This window comes from Azorhizobium sp. AG788 (assembly GCF_943371865.1).
Lineage (GTDB): Bacteria > Pseudomonadota > Alphaproteobacteria > Rhizobiales > Xanthobacteraceae > Azorhizobium.
This window is the reverse complement of record NZ_CALRWL010000034.1, coordinates 46,928-68,161: the sequence shown is the minus strand read 5'-3', so window position 1 is coordinate 68,161 and position 21,234 is coordinate 46,928. Positions and strand designations below refer to the sequence as shown.

General features: G+C 67.1%; 21 protein-coding genes and 1 tRNA gene. 12 read left to right on the top strand and 10 right to left on the bottom strand.

Annotated elements, in window-relative coordinates:
* On the top strand, positions 1-1,608 hold a 1,608-nt coding region (locus AAG816_RS18485; RefSeq protein WP_341991142.1), incomplete at its 5' end, for an autotransporter domain-containing protein.
* Positions 1,609-1,961: 353 nt separating this feature from the next.
* Here AAG816_RS18485 and AAG816_RS18480 read toward each other — a convergent pair.
* The 4 genes from AAG816_RS18480 to AAG816_RS18465 all read right to left on the bottom strand — a co-directional run bounded on the left by AAG816_RS18480 (position 1,962) and on the right by AAG816_RS18465 (position 3,381).
* Positions 1,962-2,038: transfer RNA gene (locus tag AAG816_RS18480), tRNA-Arg, on the bottom strand.
* 115 nt (positions 2,039-2,153) lie between these two features.
* Positions 2,154-2,459 (bottom strand): ETC complex I subunit, encoded by a 306-nt coding sequence (locus tag AAG816_RS18475; protein ID WP_341991141.1) that lies wholly within the window; start codon positions 2,457-2,459, stop codon positions 2,154-2,156.
* 116 nt (positions 2,460-2,575) lie between these two features.
* Positions 2,576-2,854 carry a hypothetical protein gene (locus tag AAG816_RS18470; RefSeq protein WP_341991140.1) on the bottom strand — a complete coding sequence of 93 codons (279 nt, stop codon included), beginning with the start codon at positions 2,852-2,854 and terminating at the stop codon, positions 2,576-2,578.
* Positions 2,855-3,018: 164 nt separating this feature from the next.
* Positions 3,019-3,381, bottom strand: coding sequence for a hypothetical protein (locus tag AAG816_RS18465; protein WP_341991139.1), 363 nt, complete (start codon positions 3,379-3,381; stop codon positions 3,019-3,021).
* Positions 3,382-3,569: 188 nt separating this feature from the next.
* Here AAG816_RS18465 and AAG816_RS18460 point away from each other — a divergent pair, with 188 nt between their 5' ends.
* Positions 3,570-4,553, top strand: a complete 984-nt coding sequence (locus tag AAG816_RS18460; protein WP_341991138.1) for a hypothetical protein — start codon at positions 3,570-3,572, stop codon at positions 4,551-4,553.
* 210 nt (positions 4,554-4,763) lie between these two features.
* Positions 4,764-5,693 carry a glycosyltransferase family 2 protein gene (locus AAG816_RS18455; RefSeq protein ID WP_341991137.1) on the top strand — a complete coding sequence of 310 codons (930 nt, stop codon included), beginning with the start codon at positions 4,764-4,766 and terminating at the stop codon, positions 5,691-5,693.
* Between the two features lie 21 nt (positions 5,694-5,714).
* Here AAG816_RS18455 and AAG816_RS18450 read toward each other — a convergent pair whose 3' ends face one another.
* The 3 genes from AAG816_RS18450 to AAG816_RS18440 form a co-directional block, all read right to left on the bottom strand.
* Positions 5,715-6,740: a GNAT family N-acetyltransferase gene (locus tag AAG816_RS18450; protein WP_341991136.1), complete on the bottom strand. Its 1,026-nt coding sequence runs from the start codon at positions 6,738-6,740 to the stop codon at positions 5,715-5,717.
* Between the two features lie 5 nt (positions 6,741-6,745).
* Positions 6,746-8,332, bottom strand: coding sequence for a hypothetical protein (locus AAG816_RS18445; RefSeq protein ID WP_341991135.1), 1,587 nt, complete (start codon positions 8,330-8,332; stop codon positions 6,746-6,748).
* Between the two features lie 229 nt (positions 8,333-8,561).
* On the bottom strand, positions 8,562-8,774 hold the full coding sequence (locus AAG816_RS18440; RefSeq protein ID WP_341991134.1) for a hypothetical protein: 213 nt from the start codon (positions 8,772-8,774) through the stop codon (positions 8,562-8,564).
* Positions 8,775-9,143: 369 nt separating this feature from the next.
* Here AAG816_RS18440 and AAG816_RS18435 point away from each other — a divergent pair, with 369 nt between their 5' ends.
* From AAG816_RS18435 to AAG816_RS18395, 9 genes are all read left to right on the top strand, one after another.
* Positions 9,144-10,832, top strand: coding sequence for an ABC transporter substrate-binding protein (locus AAG816_RS18435; protein WP_341991133.1), 1,689 nt, complete (start codon positions 9,144-9,146; stop codon positions 10,830-10,832).
* Between the two features lie 98 nt (positions 10,833-10,930).
* Positions 10,931-11,884: an ABC transporter permease gene (locus tag AAG816_RS18430; RefSeq protein WP_341991132.1), complete on the top strand. Its 954-nt coding sequence runs from the start codon at positions 10,931-10,933 to the stop codon at positions 11,882-11,884.
* Between the two features lie 4 nt (positions 11,885-11,888).
* A complete protein-coding gene (locus AAG816_RS18425; protein WP_341991131.1) occupies positions 11,889-12,773 on the top strand; it encodes an ABC transporter permease in 885 nt (294 codons plus the stop codon).
* 1 nt (position 12,774) lies between these two features.
* Positions 12,775-13,815: an oligopeptide/dipeptide ABC transporter ATP-binding protein gene (locus tag AAG816_RS18420; protein ID WP_341991130.1), complete on the top strand. Its 1,041-nt coding sequence runs from the start codon at positions 12,775-12,777 to the stop codon at positions 13,813-13,815.
* The gene (locus tag AAG816_RS18415; RefSeq protein ID WP_341991129.1) at positions 13,812-14,024 is read left to right on the top strand and encodes a hypothetical protein; all 213 of its coding nucleotides are present in this window, start codon (positions 13,812-13,814) and stop codon (positions 14,022-14,024) included. The genes AAG816_RS18420 and AAG816_RS18415 overlap by 4 nt, the downstream gene beginning before the upstream one ends.
* Positions 14,021-15,451: an amidase gene (locus AAG816_RS18410; protein WP_341991128.1), complete on the top strand. Its 1,431-nt coding sequence runs from the start codon at positions 14,021-14,023 to the stop codon at positions 15,449-15,451. The genes AAG816_RS18415 and AAG816_RS18410 overlap by 4 nt, the downstream gene beginning before the upstream one ends.
* On the top strand, positions 15,448-16,458 hold the full coding sequence (locus AAG816_RS18405) for an ABC transporter ATP-binding protein (protein ID WP_341991127.1): 1,011 nt from the start codon (positions 15,448-15,450) through the stop codon (positions 16,456-16,458). The genes AAG816_RS18410 and AAG816_RS18405 overlap by 4 nt, the downstream gene beginning before the upstream one ends.
* Positions 16,458-17,717, top strand: a complete 1,260-nt coding sequence (locus AAG816_RS18400; protein WP_341991126.1) for a Zn-dependent hydrolase — start codon at positions 16,458-16,460, stop codon at positions 17,715-17,717. The genes AAG816_RS18405 and AAG816_RS18400 overlap by 1 nt, the downstream gene beginning before the upstream one ends.
* On the top strand, positions 17,714-18,184 hold the full coding sequence (locus AAG816_RS18395; RefSeq protein ID WP_341991125.1) for an ureidoglycolate lyase: 471 nt from the start codon (positions 17,714-17,716) through the stop codon (positions 18,182-18,184). Before AAG816_RS18400 ends, AAG816_RS18395 begins: the two co-directional genes overlap by 4 nt.
* Positions 18,185-18,199: 15 nt before the next feature.
* Here AAG816_RS18395 and AAG816_RS18390 read toward each other — a convergent pair whose 3' ends face one another.
* From AAG816_RS18390 to AAG816_RS18380, 3 genes are all read right to left on the bottom strand, one after another.
* Positions 18,200-18,742 carry a DUF4142 domain-containing protein gene (locus AAG816_RS18390; RefSeq protein WP_341991124.1) on the bottom strand — a complete coding sequence of 181 codons (543 nt, stop codon included), beginning with the start codon at positions 18,740-18,742 and terminating at the stop codon, positions 18,200-18,202.
* A gap of 69 nt (positions 18,743-18,811) precedes the next feature.
* Positions 18,812-20,230: a methyl-accepting chemotaxis protein gene (locus AAG816_RS18385; RefSeq protein ID WP_341991123.1), complete on the bottom strand. Its 1,419-nt coding sequence runs from the start codon at positions 20,228-20,230 to the stop codon at positions 18,812-18,814.
* Positions 20,231-20,542: 312 nt separating this feature from the next.
* A complete protein-coding gene (locus AAG816_RS18380; protein WP_341991146.1) occupies positions 20,543-21,145 on the bottom strand; it encodes an O-methyltransferase in 603 nt (200 codons plus the stop codon).
* Positions 21,146-21,234: the final 89 nt, after the last annotated feature.

The following is a 21,234-nucleotide window of genomic DNA, read 5'->3' as shown; positions in this document are numbered from 1 at the left end:
ACGGTGAACTTCACCGGCGCCAGCGGCTATAACGGCGCCATCACCGTCGCCGATGCCAGCTTCGTGCTGGCCAGCGGCTCGGTCTCCAACTCCAGCTATACCATCGGCAATGGCGGCACGATCTCCGGCACCGGCACCATCGCCGGCCTCACCGTCACATCGGGCGGCACGGCGGCGCCGGGCTATTCGCCGGGCACGCTCACGGTGGCGGGCAATGTCACTTTCGCGGCGGGCTCCACCTACACTGTGGACGTGACGCCCTCCGGCGCCCATGACCTCATCATCGCCACCGGCACCGCCACCTTGCAGGGCGGCACCGTGGCGGTGAATGCCACGGCGGGAGGCTACAGCGGCTCGAGCACGCTCACCATCCTCCAGGCGGCGGGCGGGGTGAGCGGCACCTTCGCCAGCGTCACCTCCAACCTCGCCTTCCTGACGCCGCTGCTGAGCTATGACGCCAACGACGTCTATCTGACCCTGCGGCGCAACGACATCAGCTTCGTGAGCCAGGCGCTCACCGCCAACCAGCGGGCGGTGGCCGGCGCCGCCGATCCTTTGGGCTGGAGCAATCCGGTCTATTCCGCCCTCGCCAATCTGGCCGTGGGCACGGCGCCCGCCGCCTTCGACAGCTTGTCGGGCGAGGCCTATGCCTCGGCCAGCACGGTGATGCTGCAGCAGTCGCTCTATCTGCGCGAAGCGGTGGGCGCCCGCCTCGGCCAGGCGCTGTCGCCGTCCGCCAGCGCCGCCGGCCCCACCACCGCGGCCCTGGCCCCCGGCCTCACCCCGACCCTGTGGATGCAGGGCTTCGGCGCCTGGGGCAATGCCTGGGGCAATGGCAATGCGGCAACCATGAGCAGCGACATCGCCGGCGTGTTCGCCGGCGCCGACGTGGCCCTGGGCGACAATTGGCGCATCGGCCTCATGGGCGGCTACAGCCGCACCACGTTGGATGTGGAGGCCCGGGCCTCCTCCGGCACCATCGACAATTACGACCTGGGGCTTTATGCGGGCGCCCGCTATGGCGATCTCGGCCTGAAGGCGGGCGTGAGCTACACATGGCACGATGCCGCCATGGGCCGCACCACGGCCTTCACCGGCTATAGCGGCAGCAGCACCGGCGGCTATGACGCCAGCACCACCCAGCTGTTCGGCGAGGCGGGCTACACCTTCCGCCTCGACGCCGTGGCGCTGCAGCCGTTCGCCGGCCTGGCCTATGTGCATCTTGCCACCGACGGACTGACCGAGACCGGCTCCAGCTCGGCTTTGGCGGTGACTGTGGCGGGCATGGACACGGTGTTCACCAGCCTCGGCCTGCGGCTGGGCACCAGCCTGACCCTGGCGCCGGGGGTGAGCGTGACGCCCAACCTGAGCCTGGCCTGGCTGCATGCCTTCGGCGACGTGAACCCCGCCGCGACCATGGCCTTCGCCAGCGGCTCGCAGCCGTTTGCGGTGACCGGCGTGCCGCTGGCCCGCGACAGCGCGCTGATCGGCGCCGGCCTCGACTATCGGCTGACTGCCGCCACAGTGCTCTCGGCCAGCTACAGCGGCCAGTTCGCCGCCGGCCTCCAGGACAATGCGTTCAAGGGCGCGCTCACCATCGCCTTTTGAGGCGTCTTGGGTCTCGCGCGACACACCATCGCGCGGGGCTTCCCCGTGCCAGACAAATGGCGCGCGTCTCCATGCGCCAGACGCTGGCCGGCGGCCTGATCGCGGCCGCGGTGGAGATCGATGACGGTGTGTTCCTGCCGATCAAGACTCGGAAGTGGGATGTCCCGATCAAAACGAGCGGTCGGCCGGGGCCATGTCACGCTCTGCCGGCGGTCGCGATGATGAACCGCGCTGGTGGGGATGTCTTCGTGTGGCGCCGGTTGCCTGTCGCCTCTGCCCGCCACGGATTGGGAACGGAGAACCGGCTCCCCGCGCCCGCGGTACGCACAGATTCAGTCCCGACAAGGGGGTGGTGGCGACCCCGGCAGGGCTCGAACCTGCGACCTAGTGCTTAGAAGGCACTTGCTCTATCCAGCTGAGCTACGGGGCCGAAGCGGCGCTTCTAGCATGAAGGCCGCCGTCTGGAACCCTTCAGTGTCGCTGATCGCGCGGGCATGCTCAGGCTTGGGGACGTTCCCGCGCGGCTGAGCGCCACAGCACGCCGCTCAATGCGTCCACTGCCCCTGGCGGCGGAACGAGAAATTGTCGGAATAGGCCATCTTCCGGCGCGCCGGCTCGTGGGGCTCGGACACGCGGTACGCAATGTTGCGGCGCTCCGCGTAGGCGATGGCCTCTTCCTTGGTCTCGAAGCTCAGGTGGATCTGGCTCGTCATGTCGGTGGAGCTGGTGTAGCCCATGAGCGGCTCGACCGCGCGCGGCTGCGCCGGCTCGAACTCCAGCACCCAATGCTTGGTCTTCGCCACGCCAGACTGCATCGCGTTGCGCGCCGGCTTATAGATGCGTGCCACCATGATTCTTGCCCGATCGCCCCATAGAGGCGCACGCAATGCTGCGCGCGCCCCCGTTCTATAATCAGCCAGCGCGCCCCTGACAATGTGGCAGAGGGCCGGCGGGCCGGTTCCCGATCTCAGGAATTGATCAGCTTGATGCAGGTGCCGGCAGCTTCCGCCGCGGGCTTGGCCGCACCGCGGCTGAGGCTTCCGTTCATGACCATCGCCTTGGTCTGGTCGGTGATCACCGCGCGGGCATCCGCCCCCGGGGTGATCAGGGGCGCGCTGGCCTTGTAGATGGTCTGGGCGTCGGCGGAGAGCTTCGCTGCGCATTTGTCCGCGGCGGGGCGATCGGCCGAAGCGGCGGACGCCGCGCAGATCAGGCCGAGAGCGGCGGCAAGGGTGAGGATCTTCATGGTCGGTCTCCGATCTTCAGGGGTTTTAGCAGGCGTGTGAACGCGGTACATCCACCCGCAGCGCGTCGAGGCGCGCGGGCCGATTTCGTGCTACTATGGGACGTTACGCCATATGGGGGATGGAGCGGATGACACCCCTTACAAGCGCGACCCTGGTCGCGGGTTCAGCGCCAGCCGGCGCGGTTCACGGGGCCGCCGCCATTGACTCCGCCGGTCCCGACACCGGGCGCGCCCACGCCGGGGGCACCGACGCCGACACCGGGCGCAACGCCCACGCCAGCCGCACCGGCACCGGCACCGGGGTAAACGCCCACGCCCGTGCCATTGCCCTTGGCGACGCAACCGGCCGGATAGCCGGGACGGGTGCAATAGATGACCCGGGTCGGACGGGCGACACAGCCCTGGGGAACGCCGACGGTCTTACAATAGACCACCGCATGGCTCGGACTCGCGGAGATCAAAACTGAACCGAAGGCTGCAGCAGCCAACGCCAGGGACGAAAGAATAATGCGGGAATGCTTCGCCATTTGAAAAACCTTCCTGGTGCGCCATGCGCGTGCCACAGCTAGGATCGCTGCGGCACAGGCACAATGGCAATTTCTGGCCGCGTCCAGAGGGTCGTAAAACCCCCATCCGCGCGGCCTCGCCAGCGGGCGGCGGGTCGCGGCGGTTCACCGCGTGTGGATAGTAAACGTGTACGGAGTGCAAGAGGAGCATGTCGGATCAGAGCCAGGGGGCCGTTGCGGCGTACCATGAAGCGGCAGTCGCGAAAGATGCGGCACGCGTGGCGATGATCCGTACCCACCCGGCATTTCCGCAGGCCATGGCGCTGGCAGCGCGCAACCTCGTGGAGGCTTACGACGGCAACCGCCTGCTGAACCGCATTCTGAACGATCGCGAGCGCTCCGTCTTCGCCTTGATGGCCATCTACCTCCACTCCACGCCCGATGCGGCCGGCCGCGGTCTGACGGCCGGGCGAATCATCGACCTGTGCCGCGAGACCGGCTTGTGCAGCCGCGGCCGGGCCAAGGCGATGCTCGTGCTGATGCGCTGGGCGGGCTATGTGGAACCCAGCCAGGACCCGGTCAGCATCGCCGATCGCCGCCAACGCCCGCTGGTGCCCACCGATCTCTTCCGAAGCATGCAGACGGCCCGCTGGCGGAGCCAGTTCGAGGCCATCAGCCTGATGGATGCCTGCGGCGCAGCAGCGTTGGCGCGGCTGGAATCGAACGCATTCCGCACGTTGCTGATCCGCGCGCTGATGGCCCGGTTCCGCAGCGGGGCACGGGTGCTCGACCATGCCCCTGCCCTGCAGCTATTTGCGGCGCGTGATGGCGGCATGTTGATCGTCTTCCAATTGCTGCTTTCGGCCCCACCCGGCGATACCTTTCCGCCGGAGCAGGTGATCACCGTACCGGTGGCGGAACTGGGGCGCCGATTCCACGTCTCGCGCGCCCACGTGCTGAAGCTGCTGCGCGACGCGGAAACCGCTGGACTGATCGAGCGCCTGCCCGGTCCGCCGGGCGGCGTGCGGATGCTGAAGCCCTTGCGGGAGAGCCTGGCCGGATTTTTCGCCGCCGTCTTTCTCGCGCTGTCGGAAGCGGCGACGGACGCCCTCGCCGGCGAGGGCGAGGGATCGGAGACTCCGCAGAACATATCGCCCCTCCCGGTGGTCACCAGGCACCCCCGCAAGCCCTAGCTGCCCGCCCGCGAAAGGCCGGCCCCGCATTGTGCGCGACGAAAGCAGGGTTTGACCCGACTGCCTGACCGCACGGAATTGGCCGGAACATCAGCGCCTTGAGGGCCGGTTCGCGGAAAACCGCCGCGCACAACGCCCCGGCATGCATTAAGATCACGAAGAGACCTTGACCTCGTCCGCATCCGGCGGCGCGATACGTCGGAGCCTGCCATGACGCCCCGCCTGAGCGTGGTCATTCCGACCCGCAATTGCCTGCCCTATCTGCCTGCCGCCATCGCCAGCATCCGTGCCCAGACCTGCGGCCCCATCGAGATCGTGGTGGTGGACGACGGCTCGACGGACGGGACCGACGCCTTTCTGGCACAGGCGGCCGCAGCCGATCCGCTGCTGAAGCCGCTGGTCCATGCCCCCGCCGGCGTCTCCGCCGCGCGCAATGCGGGCATCGCTGCGGCCAGCGCGCCGATCATCGCCTTTCTGGATGCGGACGACCAATTCCTGCCCGACGTCCTCCTCGACCGGCTGGACCTGCTGGAGCGCCGGGCCGACATCAGCCTGACCTTCGCCGACGTGGTGTCGGTAACGCCGGAAGGTCGGGTGCTGGGCAAGCAGTTTTCCTATTGGCCGCAGTTCCGCCAATGGATCGGCGGTCGCACCGGGCTGCTCGACCTCGGCCCGGATGCCTTTGCCATGCTGCTGGCGGAGACCGTCTGCGGCACCTCCACGGTGATCGCGCGCAAGAGCAGCATCGAGCAGGTGGGCGGCTTCGATACCCGCTATCGCATCGGCGAGGACTGGGATCTGTGGCTCAAGCTGGCGCGGGTGGGGGGCGTGTGGTGCGACACCGTCTGTTCCACCCGCTATCTGGCGCGGCCGGGCTCCACCAGCCGCGACACCGCCGAATTGGTGCGCTCGGTGCTCCAGATCTACAAGGAGCATGTGCCCGATCCCTCGCGCATCCCCCAGCCCTACCGGTCGATCTCGAAAGCCCGCCTTCTCACCTCGAAAGCCATGCTCGCGCGGGAGCGGGATCAACGCCTCAAAGCCCTGATCCAGCAGGGCACGGCGCTGCTTCTGGCGCCGTCGGGCAATGCGGCACGGGATTCGGCGTTCGACCTCGCCCGCCTGCTGCGGCTGAAATAGCCCGCGCGGCTCGGTCGCGACCTAGTCGCGGTCGCCGCCTTCCATGGCCATGTCGCCCTTGGCCAAGGCCACGGGGTCGCGGCCGGGCACAAACCCGCCGTAGCACAGCGGCAGGGTGTCGCGCGCCACGAACCCCGCGCGCCGGAGTTGAGCCTGCGTCTCCGGATCGCTGGTGAACAGCGAGGCGGAACGCGCGCCCCGCTCCGCCCCGATCCGCACGATGGCGCGCAGCGCCTCCTGGCGATCTTCGGCGGTGATGCCCCGCAACAGATTGATGCGCAGCAGGGGCCGCCCGGCGGACTCATTCTCGTCAGGCACCATGTCGAAAATCACCACCGCATCGGGGGCCTTGGGATTGCCCAGCAGCACTTGCTCATAGGCCCCGCCCGGTTCGGCGCCATAGCGCCAGGCCAGCCAGTCGGGCGAGATGTCCACCCGGCAGCGCGCCCCCGCCGGTGCTGGCGGCGGCATGTGGAACCAGCTGGAGGATGTGATGGGCGTGACCGTCACCGCACGGCTGCCGGACCCCGACCGCGCCTGGGCACTCATGGCCGCATCCAGCAGCGGCGCAAACAGGCGCGGCACCTTGGAGGGCGCCGACAGCGGGCGGACGAAGCGGACCATGTCATCCAGCTTCAGCCAGCCCAGCTTGGTCATGAACATGGGATAGGAATTTTCGTTCGGGAGGCCATAGACCAGCCGATAGCCGCGGGCCTCCGCCTCCGCATAGCAATGCCGGGCCAAGGTCACAGACATGTTCTGGCGGCGGTAGTCCGGGTGGGTCATGGTGTCCACGGACTGGGCGCCCATCTCCCGCGCGCCATCCAGGGTCAAAGGCGTGGGGATGACTGCGTAGAGCCCCACGCACGCCTCGCCCGCCATGGCCACCGAGGCCAGCGAGCCGCAGGGGCCATCGAACAGCTTCCACTTCAGGAACGCCTCGGAAACCTCGCGCTCCCATACCAACTCATACAGGGCGCGGATCGCTGACAGGTGGCTTTTGCGGGCGAGCGCCGGCTGCCAGCGGGGAGATGTGTCCGTGCTCATGTCCCTCAATGCTTTCCGAACCAGCGGGGAAACGGCCAATAGGCCGTCCAGCCCCGCACCGCCATCTGGTAGTGCCGCCCATCCACCACTTCAAACCGGGCGGTGGCATCATAGGCATGCACGCCATTCATGCCGAAGTCGAACGCATTGACCTCGGCCACGGTCCGCTGGCGATAGCCGTGCGCGTCCACCTGTTCCACAGCGTAGAGGCCGAGACCGGCCCCATAGCCGCCGGCGCAATTCTGCGCCAGCCGCTGCAGCACGCCGTCCGCCCGCCACATGCGCCCGCCGGGCCGGGCGGCGCGCACGTCGGACAGCACCGGCTGGTCCCCCACCGGCTGCCACGGACCGCAGAGGGCATCGGCGGAAAAGACATGGAGTTCATCCCAGCCGGAGCCGCCGAAATCCAGCACGGCAGCGAACATCCACCAGCGATTGCCATCGTGGAACACGCAAGGATCGACGATATCCAGATCGTCCAGGGGCACGCAGTGCAATTCCCAGCGGGTGGGAAACTCCACCGCGCGATAGACCTCCACCCGCCGCGCCGCCAGGGTCTCGGGGATCATGAAAATCTCGCCATCCGCGGCGAACACCAGCGGATTGGACAGGTGATAGGCGGTCTCCAGCGCCGGGGAGACAGGCCCCAGCGTGCCGTCCGCCGCCAGTTCGGCCACGCTGATGATGGCCTTGCCCACCGCCCAGTCCCAGTCCTCGAAGAACAGGAAGGTGCGCCCGTCGCGCTCAAACAGGAACGGGTCCGCATAGAAGCGCTCAGGTGGCGCCTCGATGAAATGGAAGCCCTGCGCCCAAGCGCGCCTGCCCCACGGCGGATCGTTCGGCCCGCGCAGGCGGATGCCGATGCGCCATTGGTCGCGCACCAGAAAGTAAGGCACCAGGAAGCGGCGAAACAGGTGCCGCAGGCGGAACGCAGCAAAGGCACCGGCGGTGACGGGCGCCGGTTCCGTCGGCAGGCTCTGGTCATAGCGCGCCCCCGCCGCGGCGAAAAAGGCGGGCGCACCGTCCCGGCGCAAGGCGGCCAGTGCGCGCCGCACCAGCGCCCGTGCCTTCCAGACGACAGGTGTGCGGGTCCGCCAGAGCGAGCGGTCATTGACGTGGGAGGTGGTGCGGGCGATCACCAGCGGCGCGGCACCGGGCGACGCGCAGAGCAGCGCCAGATCGCACCAGGTGTCACCGCGGGCCACCTCCGGGAACAGGGCGGTGCTGTCTTTCAAAAGCCGCGCACCGCCAAAGCGGAACGACCAGGTGCCGCATTTCGAGGCCAGGGCCGGTCCGGACCCGCTGCCAAAATCCAGCACCAGATCGAGCGGCGGCAAGGTCGCGCTGCCGGTGCCCTCGGCATAGGTGAGCGGGCGCAACGCCATCGGGTCGGGGGCTTCCGCCACCCGGGACTGATCCTGGCGCATGTAAGCCACGAGAGCGGACAGCGGTGCATCCGCCGGCACCGCGTCGCGGACGACGTCCACCAGGTCCACATCCCCCGCCGCGCGCAAATCCCCGAGGATCCGCAGCACCCACTCCGGGGCATCGCCAGGCTCCAGGATAACGGCGACGCGCAGCGGCGATTCCATGGGTTCCGGCTCAGCCGACATGGGCACAGCGCGCGCCAAAGGCGGCTACACACATCGATCCGGCGGTGGACAGCATGAGACCTTTTCCAGAGCGGGGCCAAACAGACGCGGGCATGTGGAGGGGCGCCGAGCACAAACGCGTCAGCACGCGCCGCCCCACGCGCGGCGCACGCCGGTGGACGAGCCCGGCCGGGCACGATGCCCGAGCCGGACGGGACAGATGCAGATTTCAGTGATGGTCGCGCAGAATCTCCGCCAGGGCCTGCGCCACTTCGCGGGTGACCCGGCGCTTGTACTTGGAATGCACGAGTTGGCCGTTGTGATAGATGTCATGCTCCACATAGAGCTTCTCGCCATCCCAGCGCACCACGTTGTCGGTCTCCGTGGTCTCGATGACACCCAGGCCCTCGATCAATTGGCCTTCCTGCTGCTTGCCCAGCATTTTCGCCGTTCCTCCCATGGCCCGTCCTCTACGCACACGCGGCCAAGCCTCGGCCACCGGTGCAGGATAGCCGATGGCCGGAGCCGAACAAGCCAATGATCGCAGCTTGCAACCCAAGGCCACACCAACGCCCCCGATCGCCTGGTCCCCGTTCCTGCAAACTGGCCAAATATCGTGCACGGACTGTGAAAAGGCCGTTGCATGCAAGCCAAGCGACCTGCACACTCCTGATGCCTAAAATATAGGCTCACGCGCACTTTATGGAAAATTCGTTGATGATTTATCGGCGAAACCCATAGTGACGCAGGGTTAGATGAGTTGGCACAGCGGTTGCTAAGATCGCTGGAGAACCAGAGGGGACCATCGCCTATGCTGTCTATTCCCACGAGGCTCGACCGCCTGAGGCTCGACCGTCGCCGCAGCCCGTTGAAGGCGACCGCGCTCCTGCTGGCGGGCTGCTGCCTGTTCGCCGGCGCCGCCGCGGCCGAGACGACGCTGCGCATCGGGATGACCGCCGCCGACATCCCGCGCACCCTCGGCCAGCCCGACCAGGGCTTCGAGGGCAACCGCTTCACCGGCGTGACCATGTATGATCCCCTGATCAACTGGGATCTGTCCTCCGCCACCAAGCCCAGCGTGCTCATTCCAGGCCTTGCCACCGAGTGGAAGGTGGATGATGCCGACAAGACCAAATGGACCTTCAAGCTGCGCCCGGGCGTGAAATTCCATGACGGCTCGGCCTTCAATGCCGATGCGGTGGTGTGGAACGTGGACAAGGTGCTCAACCAGAGCGCCCCGCAGTTCGACGCCAGCCAGGTGGGCGTGACCGCCTCGCGCATGCCGACCCTGGCCTCGGCCAAGAAGATCGACGACCTCACGGTGGAATTGACCACCAAGGAGCCGGACAGCTTCCTGCCCTACAATCTCACCAATCTGTTCATGGCCAGCCCGGCCCAGTGGCAGAAATTCTATGCCGCGGCCGAGGGCGCCGATGCCAAGGCCAAGTCCCAGGCCGCCTGGACCGCATTCGCCAAGGACGCCTCCGGCACCGGCCCGTGGAAGATGACCAAGTTCGTTCCCCGCGAGCGGCTCGAGCTGGCCAAGAATGCCGACTATTGGGACAAGGCCCGCGTTCCCAAGACCGACAAGATGCTGCTGCTGCCCATGCCGGAAGCCAATGCCCGCACCGCGGCGCTGATGGCCGGCCAGGTGGACTGGATCGAGGCCCCGGCCCCCGACGCTTTGCCGCAGCTGCGCCAGCGCGGCTTCATGATCCGCTCCAACGAGCAGCCCCACGTGTGGCCGTGGCAATTCTCCCGCGTGGAGGGTTCGCCCTGGAATGACATCAAGGTGCGCAAGGCCGCCAATCTGTGCGTGGACCGCGAGGGCATGCGCGACGGCCTGCTCGGCGGGCTGATGGTGCCGGCCACCGGCACGGTGGAGCCCGGCCATCCCTGGCGCGGCAACCCCACCTTCCAGATCAAGTTCGATGCCGCCGCCGGCAAGAAGCTGATGCAGGAAGCCGGTTACGGCCCCAACAAGAAGCTCGCCGTCAAGATCCAGACCTCGGCCTCCGGCTCCGGCCAGATGCTGCCGCTGCCCATGAATGAGTATCTCCAGCAGGCGCTGGGGGAGTGCTTCTTCGACGTGCAGCTGGACGTGATCGAGTGGAACACGCTGTTCACCAACTGGCGCCGCGGCGCCAAGGACCCCACCGCCAACGGCTCCAACGGCATCAACGTGACCTATGCGGCCATGGACCCGTTCTTCGCCATGGTGCGCTTCCTGCAATCCTCCATGGCTCCGCCGACCTCGAACAACTGGGGCTTCATCAACAACCCCAAGTTTGACGAGCTGGTGAAAAAGGCCCGCTCCACCTTCGAGCCGAAGGCCCGCGACGAGGCGCTGGCGGAACTGCATGCGGCCTCCGTGGATGATGCCGCCTTCCTGTGGGTGGCCCATGACGTGGGGCCGCGGGCGCTGAGCCCGAAGATCTCCGGCTTCGTCCAGCCCAAGAGCTGGTTCGTGGACTTCTCCCCGGTGGTCATCGCCCCCTGATCCGACGGGCGTGGCCGTGGCCACGCCCGCGCGCCTCCCCCAACGGCGCGGAGCGCCCTGCCCCGCGCCGCCTTTGTCTCAACCGCCAGGGTGATCTCTTGCTCGCCTATATCGCCCGACGCATCGTCTATGTGATCCCCATCGTCATCAGCGTCGCGCTGGTGTGCTTCCTCCTGGTGCACATCACACCCGGCGATCCCTTGGTGGCCATCCTGCCCGCCGATGCCTCCCAGGAACTGGCCGCGCAATTGCGCGCCGCCTATGGCTTCGACCGGCCGCTGCCGGTGCAGTTCGGCCTGTGGTTATGGAAGGCGGTGCACCTTGATCTGGGCACTTCCATCGCCTCAGGCCGCCCGGTGTTCACCGAGGTGATGAACGCGGTGAAGAACACCTTCATCCTCGCCTGCGCCGCCTCGGCCATCGGCTTCACGCTGGGCGTGTTCTTCGGGCTGGTGGCGGGCTATTTCCGCGACACCTGGATCGACAAGGTGGCCACCTCCATCGCGGTGGCCGGCGTGTCGGTGCCCCACTACTGGCTGGGCATGGTGCTGGTCATCATCTTCTCGGTGACGCTCGGCTGGCTGCCGGCGGTGGGCGCCGGCCCCGGCGGATCGTCCGACTGGCACTGGGACTGGGCCCATATCCAGTTCCTGATCCTGCCGGCGGTGACCATGTCGGTGATCCCCATGGGCATCGTGACGCGCACCATCCGCGCGCTCACCGGCGACATCCTCAGCCAGGATTTCGTCGAGGCGCTGCGCTCCAAGGGCCTGCGCGAGACCCGCGTGTTCCGCCATGTGGTGAAGAATGCCGCCCCCACCGCCATCGCGGTGATGGGCCTGCAACTGGGCTATCTGCTGGGCGGCTCGATCCTGATCGAGACCGTGTTCTCCTGGCCCGGCACCGGCTTCCTTCTGAACTCCGCCATCTTCCAGCGCGACCTGCCGCTGCTGCAGGGCACGATCCTGGTGCTGGCGCTGTTCTTCGTCTTCCTCAACCTCGTGGTCGATATCGCCCAGGCGTCCATCGATCCGCGCATCAAGCGGGCGTGACCCCATGACCGCGATCGACACCTCGCTCCAGGTGGCCCCGGTGCGCAATGCGCGCGGCTACTGGTCCACCGTGATGCGCCGGCTCTCCCGCGACAAGGTCAGCATGGTCTGCGCCTTGCTGCTGCTGGCCATCCTGCTGGCGGCGATCTTCGCCCCCTATCTGCATCTGGCCGACCCCTACCAGGGCTCCATGGTGCGCCGGCTCCGGCACATCGGCACGCCCGGCTATCCGCTCGGTACCGACGAACTGGGCCGCGACATGCTCTCCCGGCTGATCTATGGCGGGCGGCTGTCACTGCTGATCGGCATCCTGCCGGTGGTGCTGGCGTTCGGCATCGGCACCACCTTGGGGCTGGTGGCCGGCTATGCGGGCGGCTGGCTCAACACCGCCATCATGCGCACCATCGACGTGTTCTATGCCTTCCCCTCGGTGCTGCTGGCCATCGCCATTTCCGGCGTGCTGGGTGCGGGCGTGGTCAATTCCATCGTCTCGCTCACCGTGGTGTTCGTGCCGCAGATCACCCGCGTGGCGGAGAGCGTCACCACCGGCGTGCGCAATCTGGATTTCGTGGATGCCGCCCGCGCCTCCGGCGCCGATGCGCTGACCATCATGCGTGTGCACATGCTGGGCAATGTGCTCGGCCCCATCTTCGTCTATGCGACGGGGCTGATCTCGGTCTCCATGATCCTGGCCGCGGGCCTGTCCTTCCTCGGCCTCGGCACCAAGCCGCCGGAGCCGGAATGGGGCCTGATGCTCAACACCCTGCGCACCGCCATCTATGTGAACCCGTGGGTGGCGGCCATGCCCGGCGTGATGATCTTCGCCGTTTCCATCTGCTTCAACCTGCTGAGCGACGGCCTGCGCAGCGCCATGGACATCAGGAACTGACATGCTGGAGCCCATCGAAGACTTGGGCGGCGTTGCCCAGCCGCTCCTGGAGGTCAAAAGCCTCACCAAGCATTTCCCCGTGGGCGGCGGCTTGTTCGCCAAGAAGAAGACCGTGCGCGCGGTGGACGACGTGTCGTTCGCGGTGGCCAAGGGCGAGACCGTGGGCATCGTCGGCGAGAGCGGCTGCGGCAAGTCCACCACCGCACGCCTGCTAATGCAGCTCATGCCCCGAAATGCCGGCGAGATCGTCTTCGACGGCCAGTTGGTCGGCGAGGCCATGAGCCTGCGCGAGCTGCGCCGGGCCATGCAGATGGTGTTCCAGGACAGCTATGCCTCGCTCAATCCGCGCCTGACCATCGAGGAGAGCATCGCCTTCGGCCCCAAGGTCCACGGCATGGGCGATGGCGAGGCCCGCATCTTGGCGCGCGATCTGCTCAATAAGGTCGGTCTCAAGCCCGAGACCTTTGCCAACCGCTATCCGCACGAAGTCTCCGGCGGCCAGCGCCAGCGGGTCAACATCGCCCGTGCCTTGGCGCTGAGCCCCCGCCTCGTCATCCTCGATGAGGCGGTGTCGGCGCTGGACAAGTCGGTGGAAGCCCAGGTGCTGAACCTGCTGGTGGATCTCAAGCGCGAGTTCGGCCTCACCTATCTGTTCATCAGCCACGATCTGAATGTGGTGCGCTACATCTCCGACCGGGTGCTGGTGATGTATCTGGGCGAGGTGGTGGAGCTGGGTCCGGTGGACGCGGTGTGGGACGGCCCCGCCCATCCCTATACGCGGGCGCTGCTGGCGGCCATGCCGGCCAGCGATCCGGACAACCGCACCCAGACCGCCCCCATCACCGGCGATCCGCCCAATCCAATCGACCCGCCCTCCGGCTGCCGCTTCCACACCCGCTGCGGCTTCTGCGAGGACGTGTGCATCTCCACCTCCCCCAAACTCTCGTCCGTGGATGAGAGCGGCCATCAGGCCGCCTGCCACATGGTCATTCCCGGTTCCGGCCACACGCGGGCGCCGTCTAACGAGAAGGCCGCCGCATGAGCCCCTCCCCGCTCGCCCCCACCACCGACGACGTGGCTGCCACCGCACGCACCGCCGGCCTCGCGCTCTCACCGGAGACGGCGGCACGCATCGCGGTCGCCATCACCCCGGCGTTGCAGACCTTCGCCCCGGTGACCGCACATCTGCCGTTCGATCTGGATCCGTCCGACTTTCTCGCCGCCCAGCAGTCGGTGGGAGCCGCCAAATGAGCCCCCGCTCACTTCCCACCGATCTCGCAACCCTGAGCCTCACCGAGGTCGCCGCCGCTATCGCCGCCAAGCAGGTGTCGTCCCGCGAGGCGACACAGGCCTGCCTGGACCGCACCGCGCTGTGGGAGCCCCACCTCAACGCCTTCATTTCGCGGGAGGACGAGGCCGCCCTCGCCGCTGCCGATGTGGCGGATGCGGCCCTGGCCAAGGGCGAAAGCACCGGCCCGCTGCATGGCGTGCCGCTCGCCCACAAGGACATGTTCTACGACGCCGGCAAGGTGTGCACCTGCGGCTCCAAGATCCGCTGCGACTTCGTGCCGGACACCACCTCCACCGCTCTGGCGCGGCTGAAGGCGGCGGGCACGGTGCGGCTCGGCACCTTGCACATGGTGGAATTCGCTTATGGCCCCACCGGCCACAATGTGCACTTCGGCGACTGCCACAATCCCTGGAACGTCGCCCATGCGCCGGGCGGATCGTCCTCCGGCTCGGGCGCGGCGGTGGCGGCGCGGCTCACTTATGCGGCGCTCGGCTCCGACACCGGCGGCTCGGTGCGCATGCCGGCGCATTTCTGCGGCATCACCGGGCTGAAGACCACGGTGGGCCGCATCAGTCGCGCGGGCGCCATGCCGCTGTCGCACTCGCTGGACACGGTGGGCGTGCTCACCCGGTCAGTGGAAGACGCTGCCTTGCTGATGAGCCTCATGGCCGGCGCCGACCCGCGGGACCCCACCTGCATCGGCGGCCCAATTCCCGATTATATGGCGGCGACGCGCGGCACCTTGGCCGGCATCACCATCGGCATCCCCACCGACTTCTATGTGGAAGGCCTCGACGGCGAAACCGGTGCGGTGCTGGACAACACCATCGCCACCCTGACGCGGGAAGGCGCCCGGGTGGTTCCCGTCACCTTGCCGGACCAGAAGCAACTCTCCGCCGCCTCGCAGGTGCTGCTGTCCGTGGAGGCCGCCGCCTTCCACAAGCCCTGGCTGCTGGAGCGGCCGCAGGATTACGGCGCCCAGGTGCGCGCCCGGATCGAAAACGGCTTTGCCTATGCGGGCGTGACCTACATGGAAGCGCTGCGCTGGCGCGGCCCGGCGCTGGCCGCCCATCTGGCGGCGGTGGCGGGCGTGGATGCGGTGCTGGCACCGGTCTGCCCCAGCCCGGCCCCGAGTCTCGCCGAAAGCGACGTGGGCGCCAGCCTCAATGCGGAAGCGGTGATCCAGGGCATCACCCGCTTCACCCGTCCGGTGAACTATCTCGGCCTGCCCTCGCTGGTGGTGCCGGCCGGGCGCGCGTCCAAGGGATTGCCCATCGGGCTGCAATTCATCGGGCGGCCTTTCGCCGAGGACGTGCTGCTGCGCATCGGCGCGGAATTCCAGCGCGCCACCGATTTCCATCTCGCCATGCCGGAGCTGCCCGCATGAGCCTCTCGCCCCTCGTCCCGACGCCCCCGCCCGCCCCGCTGGTGGAGCTGGAAAACCTCACCATCCGCTTCACCGGCGAACGCACGGTGCATGCGGTGAATGACGTCTCCCTCACTTTGCCGGAAGGCCAGGTGCTGGGCCTGCTGGGCGAATCCGGCTCCGGCAAGAGCGTGACCTTGCGCGCGCTCATGCGCCTCTTGCCGAAGAAGCGCACCCAGATCGCCGGGCGGGTCCGCGTGGCCGGGCAGGACGTGCTGGCCATGGACGACGACACGCTCTCCGCGTTCCGTGGGCGCACCATTTCCATGATCTTCCAGGAGCCGGCGCTGGCGCTGGACCCGGTCTATACCATTGGCGATCAGATCACCGAATCCGTGGTGCGCCACGAAGGCGCCAGCCAGGCGGCGGGCCGCGCCCGCGCGCTGGAAATGCTGGAACTGGTGCGCATCCCCTCCGCCAAGCGGCGGCTGGATGCCTATCCCCACGAGATGTCCGGCGGCATGCGCCAGCGGGCCATGATCGCGCTGGCACTCGCCTGCAAGCCCAAGATCCTGCTGGCGGACGAGCCCACCACCGCGCTCGATGCCACGGTGCAGATCCAGATCCTGCTGCTGCTGCGCGAGTTGCAGCGGGAACTGGGCATGTCGGTGATCTTCGTCACCCATGACATCGGCGTCGCCATCGAAATCTGCGACCGGGTGGCGGTGATGTATGCGGGGCAGATCGTCGAGACCGGCACCATGTCGGAGATCGTGCGCGCGCCCAAGCACCCCTATCCGCGCGGCCTGCTGGCCTCCACCGTCCATGGCGCCAAGCGCGGGGCACGGCTGGAGACCATTCCCGGCACGCCGCCCTCCTTGGCGGAAAAACCGAACGCCTGCTCGTTTGCTCCGCGCTGCACTTTTGCAATGCCGGTCTGCCAGGAACGCTTGCCTGCGCCGGTAGAACTCAGCCCCGGCCGGATCGTAAGATGCGTTCTGGCCCAAGAAACCGTTCCGGTGACCTGATGCGTGATGCGCCGTCCAATCTCCAGATCCATGCCGACCGTCTGTGGGGCACCATCCTGGAGACCGCCCAGTTCGGCGGCACGCCCAAGGGCGGCGTGCGCCGTCTGACCCTGAGCCCGGAAGACAAGACGGTGCGCGACTGGTTCCGCGCCGCCTGCGAAGCCGCCGGCTGCACCGTCACCGTGGATGCGCTGGGCAATATGTTCGCGCTGCGTCCCGGCCGTGATGGCTCCAAGCTGCCCGTGGGCTTCGGCTCGCATCTGGACACCCAGCCCACCGGCGGCAAGTTCGACGGCGTGCTCGGCACGCTGGCCGCGCTGGAAGTGTTGCGCACCTTGAATGACGCCGGCATCGAGACCGACGCGCCCTTGTGCGTCGCCAACTGGACCAATGAGGAAGGCTCCCGCTTCGCCCCGGCCATGATGGGCTCGGCAGCCTATGTGGGCGACTTCACGGTGGAGAATATCTTGGCCCGCACCGACGCCGAGGGCGTCACCGTCGCGCAGGCGCTCAACAGCATCGGCTATGCCGGGGCAGAAGCTGTGGGCGCGCAGCCGTTCGGTGCCTTCGTGGAACTGCATATCGAGCAGGGGCCGATCCTGGAGGCCGAGGGCAAGACCATCGGCGTGGTGGAGCATGGCCAGGGCATCGTCTGGTATGACGGCCGCATCACCGGCTTCGAGAGCCATGCGGGCTCCACCCCCATGCCCCTGCGCCGCGACGCGCTGGCGGCCTTTGCCGAAATCGTGCTGGCGGTGGAGCGGCTGGCGCGAGACTTGGGGCCGAATGCGGTTGGAACCGTGGGCGAGGTCACCATTGTCAACGCCTCGCGCAATGTGATTCCCGGCGATGTGATCTTCTCGGCGGAGTTTCGCTCGCCCGAAGCCGAGACGCTGAAGGCTCTGGAGACCGGGCTCGCCGCCGTGTTGGCGGATATCGCCAGCCGCCGCCCGAAGGTCGACATCCAGCTGGAGACCATCTGGCGCAAGGAGCCCACCCATTTCGACGCCAAGGTGATCGGCGCCGTGCGCGAGGCTGCCAATGCGCTGGGCTATTCCAACCGACCCATGGTGTCTGGCGCCGGGCACGATGCCTTCAACCTCGCCACCAAGATGCCTGCGGCGATGATCTTCGTGCCGTGCAAGGACGGCCTCAGCCACAATGAGCTGGAGGACGCCACCAAGGACGACTGCGTCGCCGGCGCCAACGTCCTCCTGCACGCAGTGCTGGCATTGGCCGGCGTGGCGAAGGCGGCATGATCGTCCGCGCCGAACCGCTGACCGTCGCGGCGTTCGCGCCCTTCGGCGGGGTGATTCAGACGCCGCCCACGCCGGGCGCGCGGCATTATTTCGACGGGCCGCTGGAGAACCTGCGGCCCGGCGCCAAGCCGAGCCTGTCGGTGGCCTTCGCCAAGCCGGTGGATCTGCCCCTGGCGGTGAGCATGATGGAGCGGCACTGCTTTTCCTCGCAGAGCTTCATCCCCATGGCGACGACCCCGTGGCTGGTGATCGTCGCCCCGACCGCCCCCGATGGCGGTCCACAGATGGAGGCGCTGCGGGTGTTCCAACCCGGCCCCGGCGCTGGAGTTACGCTGGCCGCGGGCTGCTGGCACTTCCCGCTCACGGTGCTCGACCAGCCCGCCGCCTTCACGCTCACCATGTGGCGCGACGGCGGACCGGACGACGAGGAATTGCGCGAGGTCGTGCCCGTCACCGTGACCGCGTGATCCGCAGCCTGCGGATCAGGTTTTCACCTGGATCTTCAGCACCTGCGCCAAGTGATTTTGCATGATCGGCAGCGTCTCGGCCGCAAACGCCTTGAGCGCGGTTTGGTCACCGTCATTGGCGAAGGCGCCGAACAGTCCGACCGCCTGCTGGTGGGCGGTGGTCTGGATCTGCACATAAAGCGCATCGAACGCAGGCCCGGAGGCGGCGCGGAGCTTCTCCAGCAGCGAGGCATGCTCGCCATCAAGGGCGGTGGGGAACGTGAAGTCGCCCTTGGCATCCGCGGCCGCGCGCTTGAGGCGGGCGGCGATCTTGGTGTGGTCTTCAACCATCATGTCCGCGAAGGCGCGAATCTGCGGCGACTGGGTGCGCGCCAGCGCCAGCTTGCTCGTTTCCAACTCGAACAGGTTGGAGATGGCCGCAGTTTCCAGAAAGCCGGGGCCGGATAGAGTCCCGGGCGATTGAGCTGACGCGCGCTGCGCACAGCACAGGGCGATCAGGGCCATCATGATGACGGCCAGGAGCGGGCGCGAGCGCGGACTGGAATTGGACAGGGGCATACGGCCCTCCTTCTGTCCTCACCCAAGCTCCCCCAGTCGCTTTTGTTCCACCGCGCTCTCGTTTTGCCCTCACGACTTCAGCAGCGACCCCACTTCATCCGTGAGCCGCCCGGCATAGCCGGTGACCTGGTCGGCGATGCGCCGGACGGCCATGGCCGCTCCGCGGATCTCGCCGGTGGCGTCGGAAACGCCGGTAATCATCTGGCTGACCGAGCGGTTGGTGACCACCTGCTCCTCCACGCCGGCGGAGAGGGCCATGAACACGTCGCTGAGCTGGCTGACGTTACCGGTGATGTCGGAGACAGCGCGTGCCGCAGCTTCGCTGGCGTTCTGCACCGTCTCCACCTGCTGGCGGATGTCCTGGGTGGCGTTGGCCGTCTGAACCGCCAGGGCCTTCACCTCCTGGGCGACCACCGCGAAGCCCTTGCCGGCCTCACCTACCCGCGCCGCCTCGATGGTGGCGTTGAGCGCCAGCAGATTGGTCTGCGCTGCGATCTTGTCGATCAGCGAAGTGATGGCGCCGATCCGCTCGACGCTCTGGGCCAGGCCGCCCACCAGACCGTCCGCAGCCACCGCCTTGTCGGCCGCATCGCGGGACATGCCCGTGGCCTGGCGGATCTGGCCGGAGATTTCGTCGAACGAGGCCGACATCTCGACCGCAGCCGCGGACACTGCCGAGGCGGTCTGGTCGGAGTGCTCGGTCAGTTCCAGCAGACGCGAACTGGACGATTGCATCTCGCCGGACGTGTTGGTCATCGAACCGACCACCTCGGTGACACTGGTGGCCATGGTCACGTTCTCGGTCATGATCGACCACGTGATCATCGGCCCGATATAGGTCTGCGCCGCATCGCGCATGGCCGAGACCCGCAGCTGAAGAAACTCGGGGCCGACCTTGATGGTCGCCACATGGGGGAGATTGGACGGATCCGACAACATCCGGTGCTGGTGCGATGGGTTTTTGTGGAACACATCAATGGAGGAGCCGATCAGCTCGTCCACCGAGATCGGCAAATGTTGCTCGATCCGCCGCAGCGTCTCGAGACTGGCGCGATTGGCATAGTTGATGCGGAAGTCGCCCAGCGTACAGGTCATGACATTGATGGGCATCTCCTCGATCATATTGAGGAGATTCTCGGTCTTGCGCTGCTGCTCAAGAACCTGGGTGACCACACTCCAGCTCAGCTGCGCATAACGATACGTTCCGCGTGCATCCCGAACCGCATTGATCTTCAGCTCCAGCGCCTCGCCGCCGGCCCGGATCACCGCCGTATGCGGCAGGTTGCGGGGATCGGCAAGCAACTTGCGCTGATGCGCGGGCGCCTTGTGGAACACGTCGATGGAGGCGCCGATGATGTCTTCAGCGGGCAGCGGCAGGATATGCTGGATGGTTTTGAGAAGCGCGATCGAACTCTTATTCGCGTAGCAGATCAGAAAACTCTGCGGATCGCACAACATGATCGCCGCTGGAAGATCATCAAGATACATCGAAGCGGCGCCAAGCGCGTCGTGCTTTCCCCAAAGTGCTGTCTTGAATGCTTGAACGGCCATCGCTTCCCCCTTGAGATCTTATGCGGCGGCCACGGCTCTTGAATACGGAATACAAGCCAATTCTCGACGCCACCACCGTCGTTGATTTGCACAACAACGCAGAGAATTTCCGCGAAACAGCTTGCGTGGAGCTGGCGAAATATGTCGGAAAGGTTGTGCATCCCATCCATTATGGTTGTATTTTGGATTGTACAAGCGTCCAAACGTGATGCGAGGAGCGGCGCTGGAGGCCGGTATCTCAGACCCCGATCAGGCCACCACCAAAGCCATGGCGAAGCCGTCGTAACCTTTGGCGCCCACCGTCTGGATCGCCGTCGCCACAAGACGCGGCTCGGCTGCCACCAAGTCGAAGAAGCGGCGCACGCCTTGCACACTGGGATCTGTGCTGTCGGCCGCGATAACCTTGCCACCACGCACCACATTATCGCAGATAATCAATGTTCCGGGTCGCGAGAGCCGCAACGACCAGAACAGATAGTCCGGGTTGCTGGTCTTGTCGGCATCGATGAAGATCAGATCGAACGGCCCGATGCCATCGGCTTCCACGCCGGGCAGCGTATCGATCGCCCGCCCTACCCGCAGATCGATCTGCGCGCCTAATCCCGAACGCGCGAAGGTATCGGCTGCCACGGCGGCGTGATGTGGGTCGGCCTCCAGCGTAACCAGACGGCCATCCTGCGCCAGTGCGCGCGCCAACCACAATGTGCTGTAGCCGCCCAACGTGCCGATTTCCAGAATCCGCCGGGCGCCTTGCATGCGGGCGAACAGTTCCAGCATGCGGCCCTGGGCTGCGGAGACGCTGATCGCCGGCAGGCCCGCGGCCGCGCTCGCCGCCAGCGTTTGCGCGAACATCGCCTCATCGGGGACGAGGCGATCGCAGATATAGTCGTCCACCTGGGACCAGAGGGATGGACCTGAGGCCGTCGACATGCGGGGCGTCC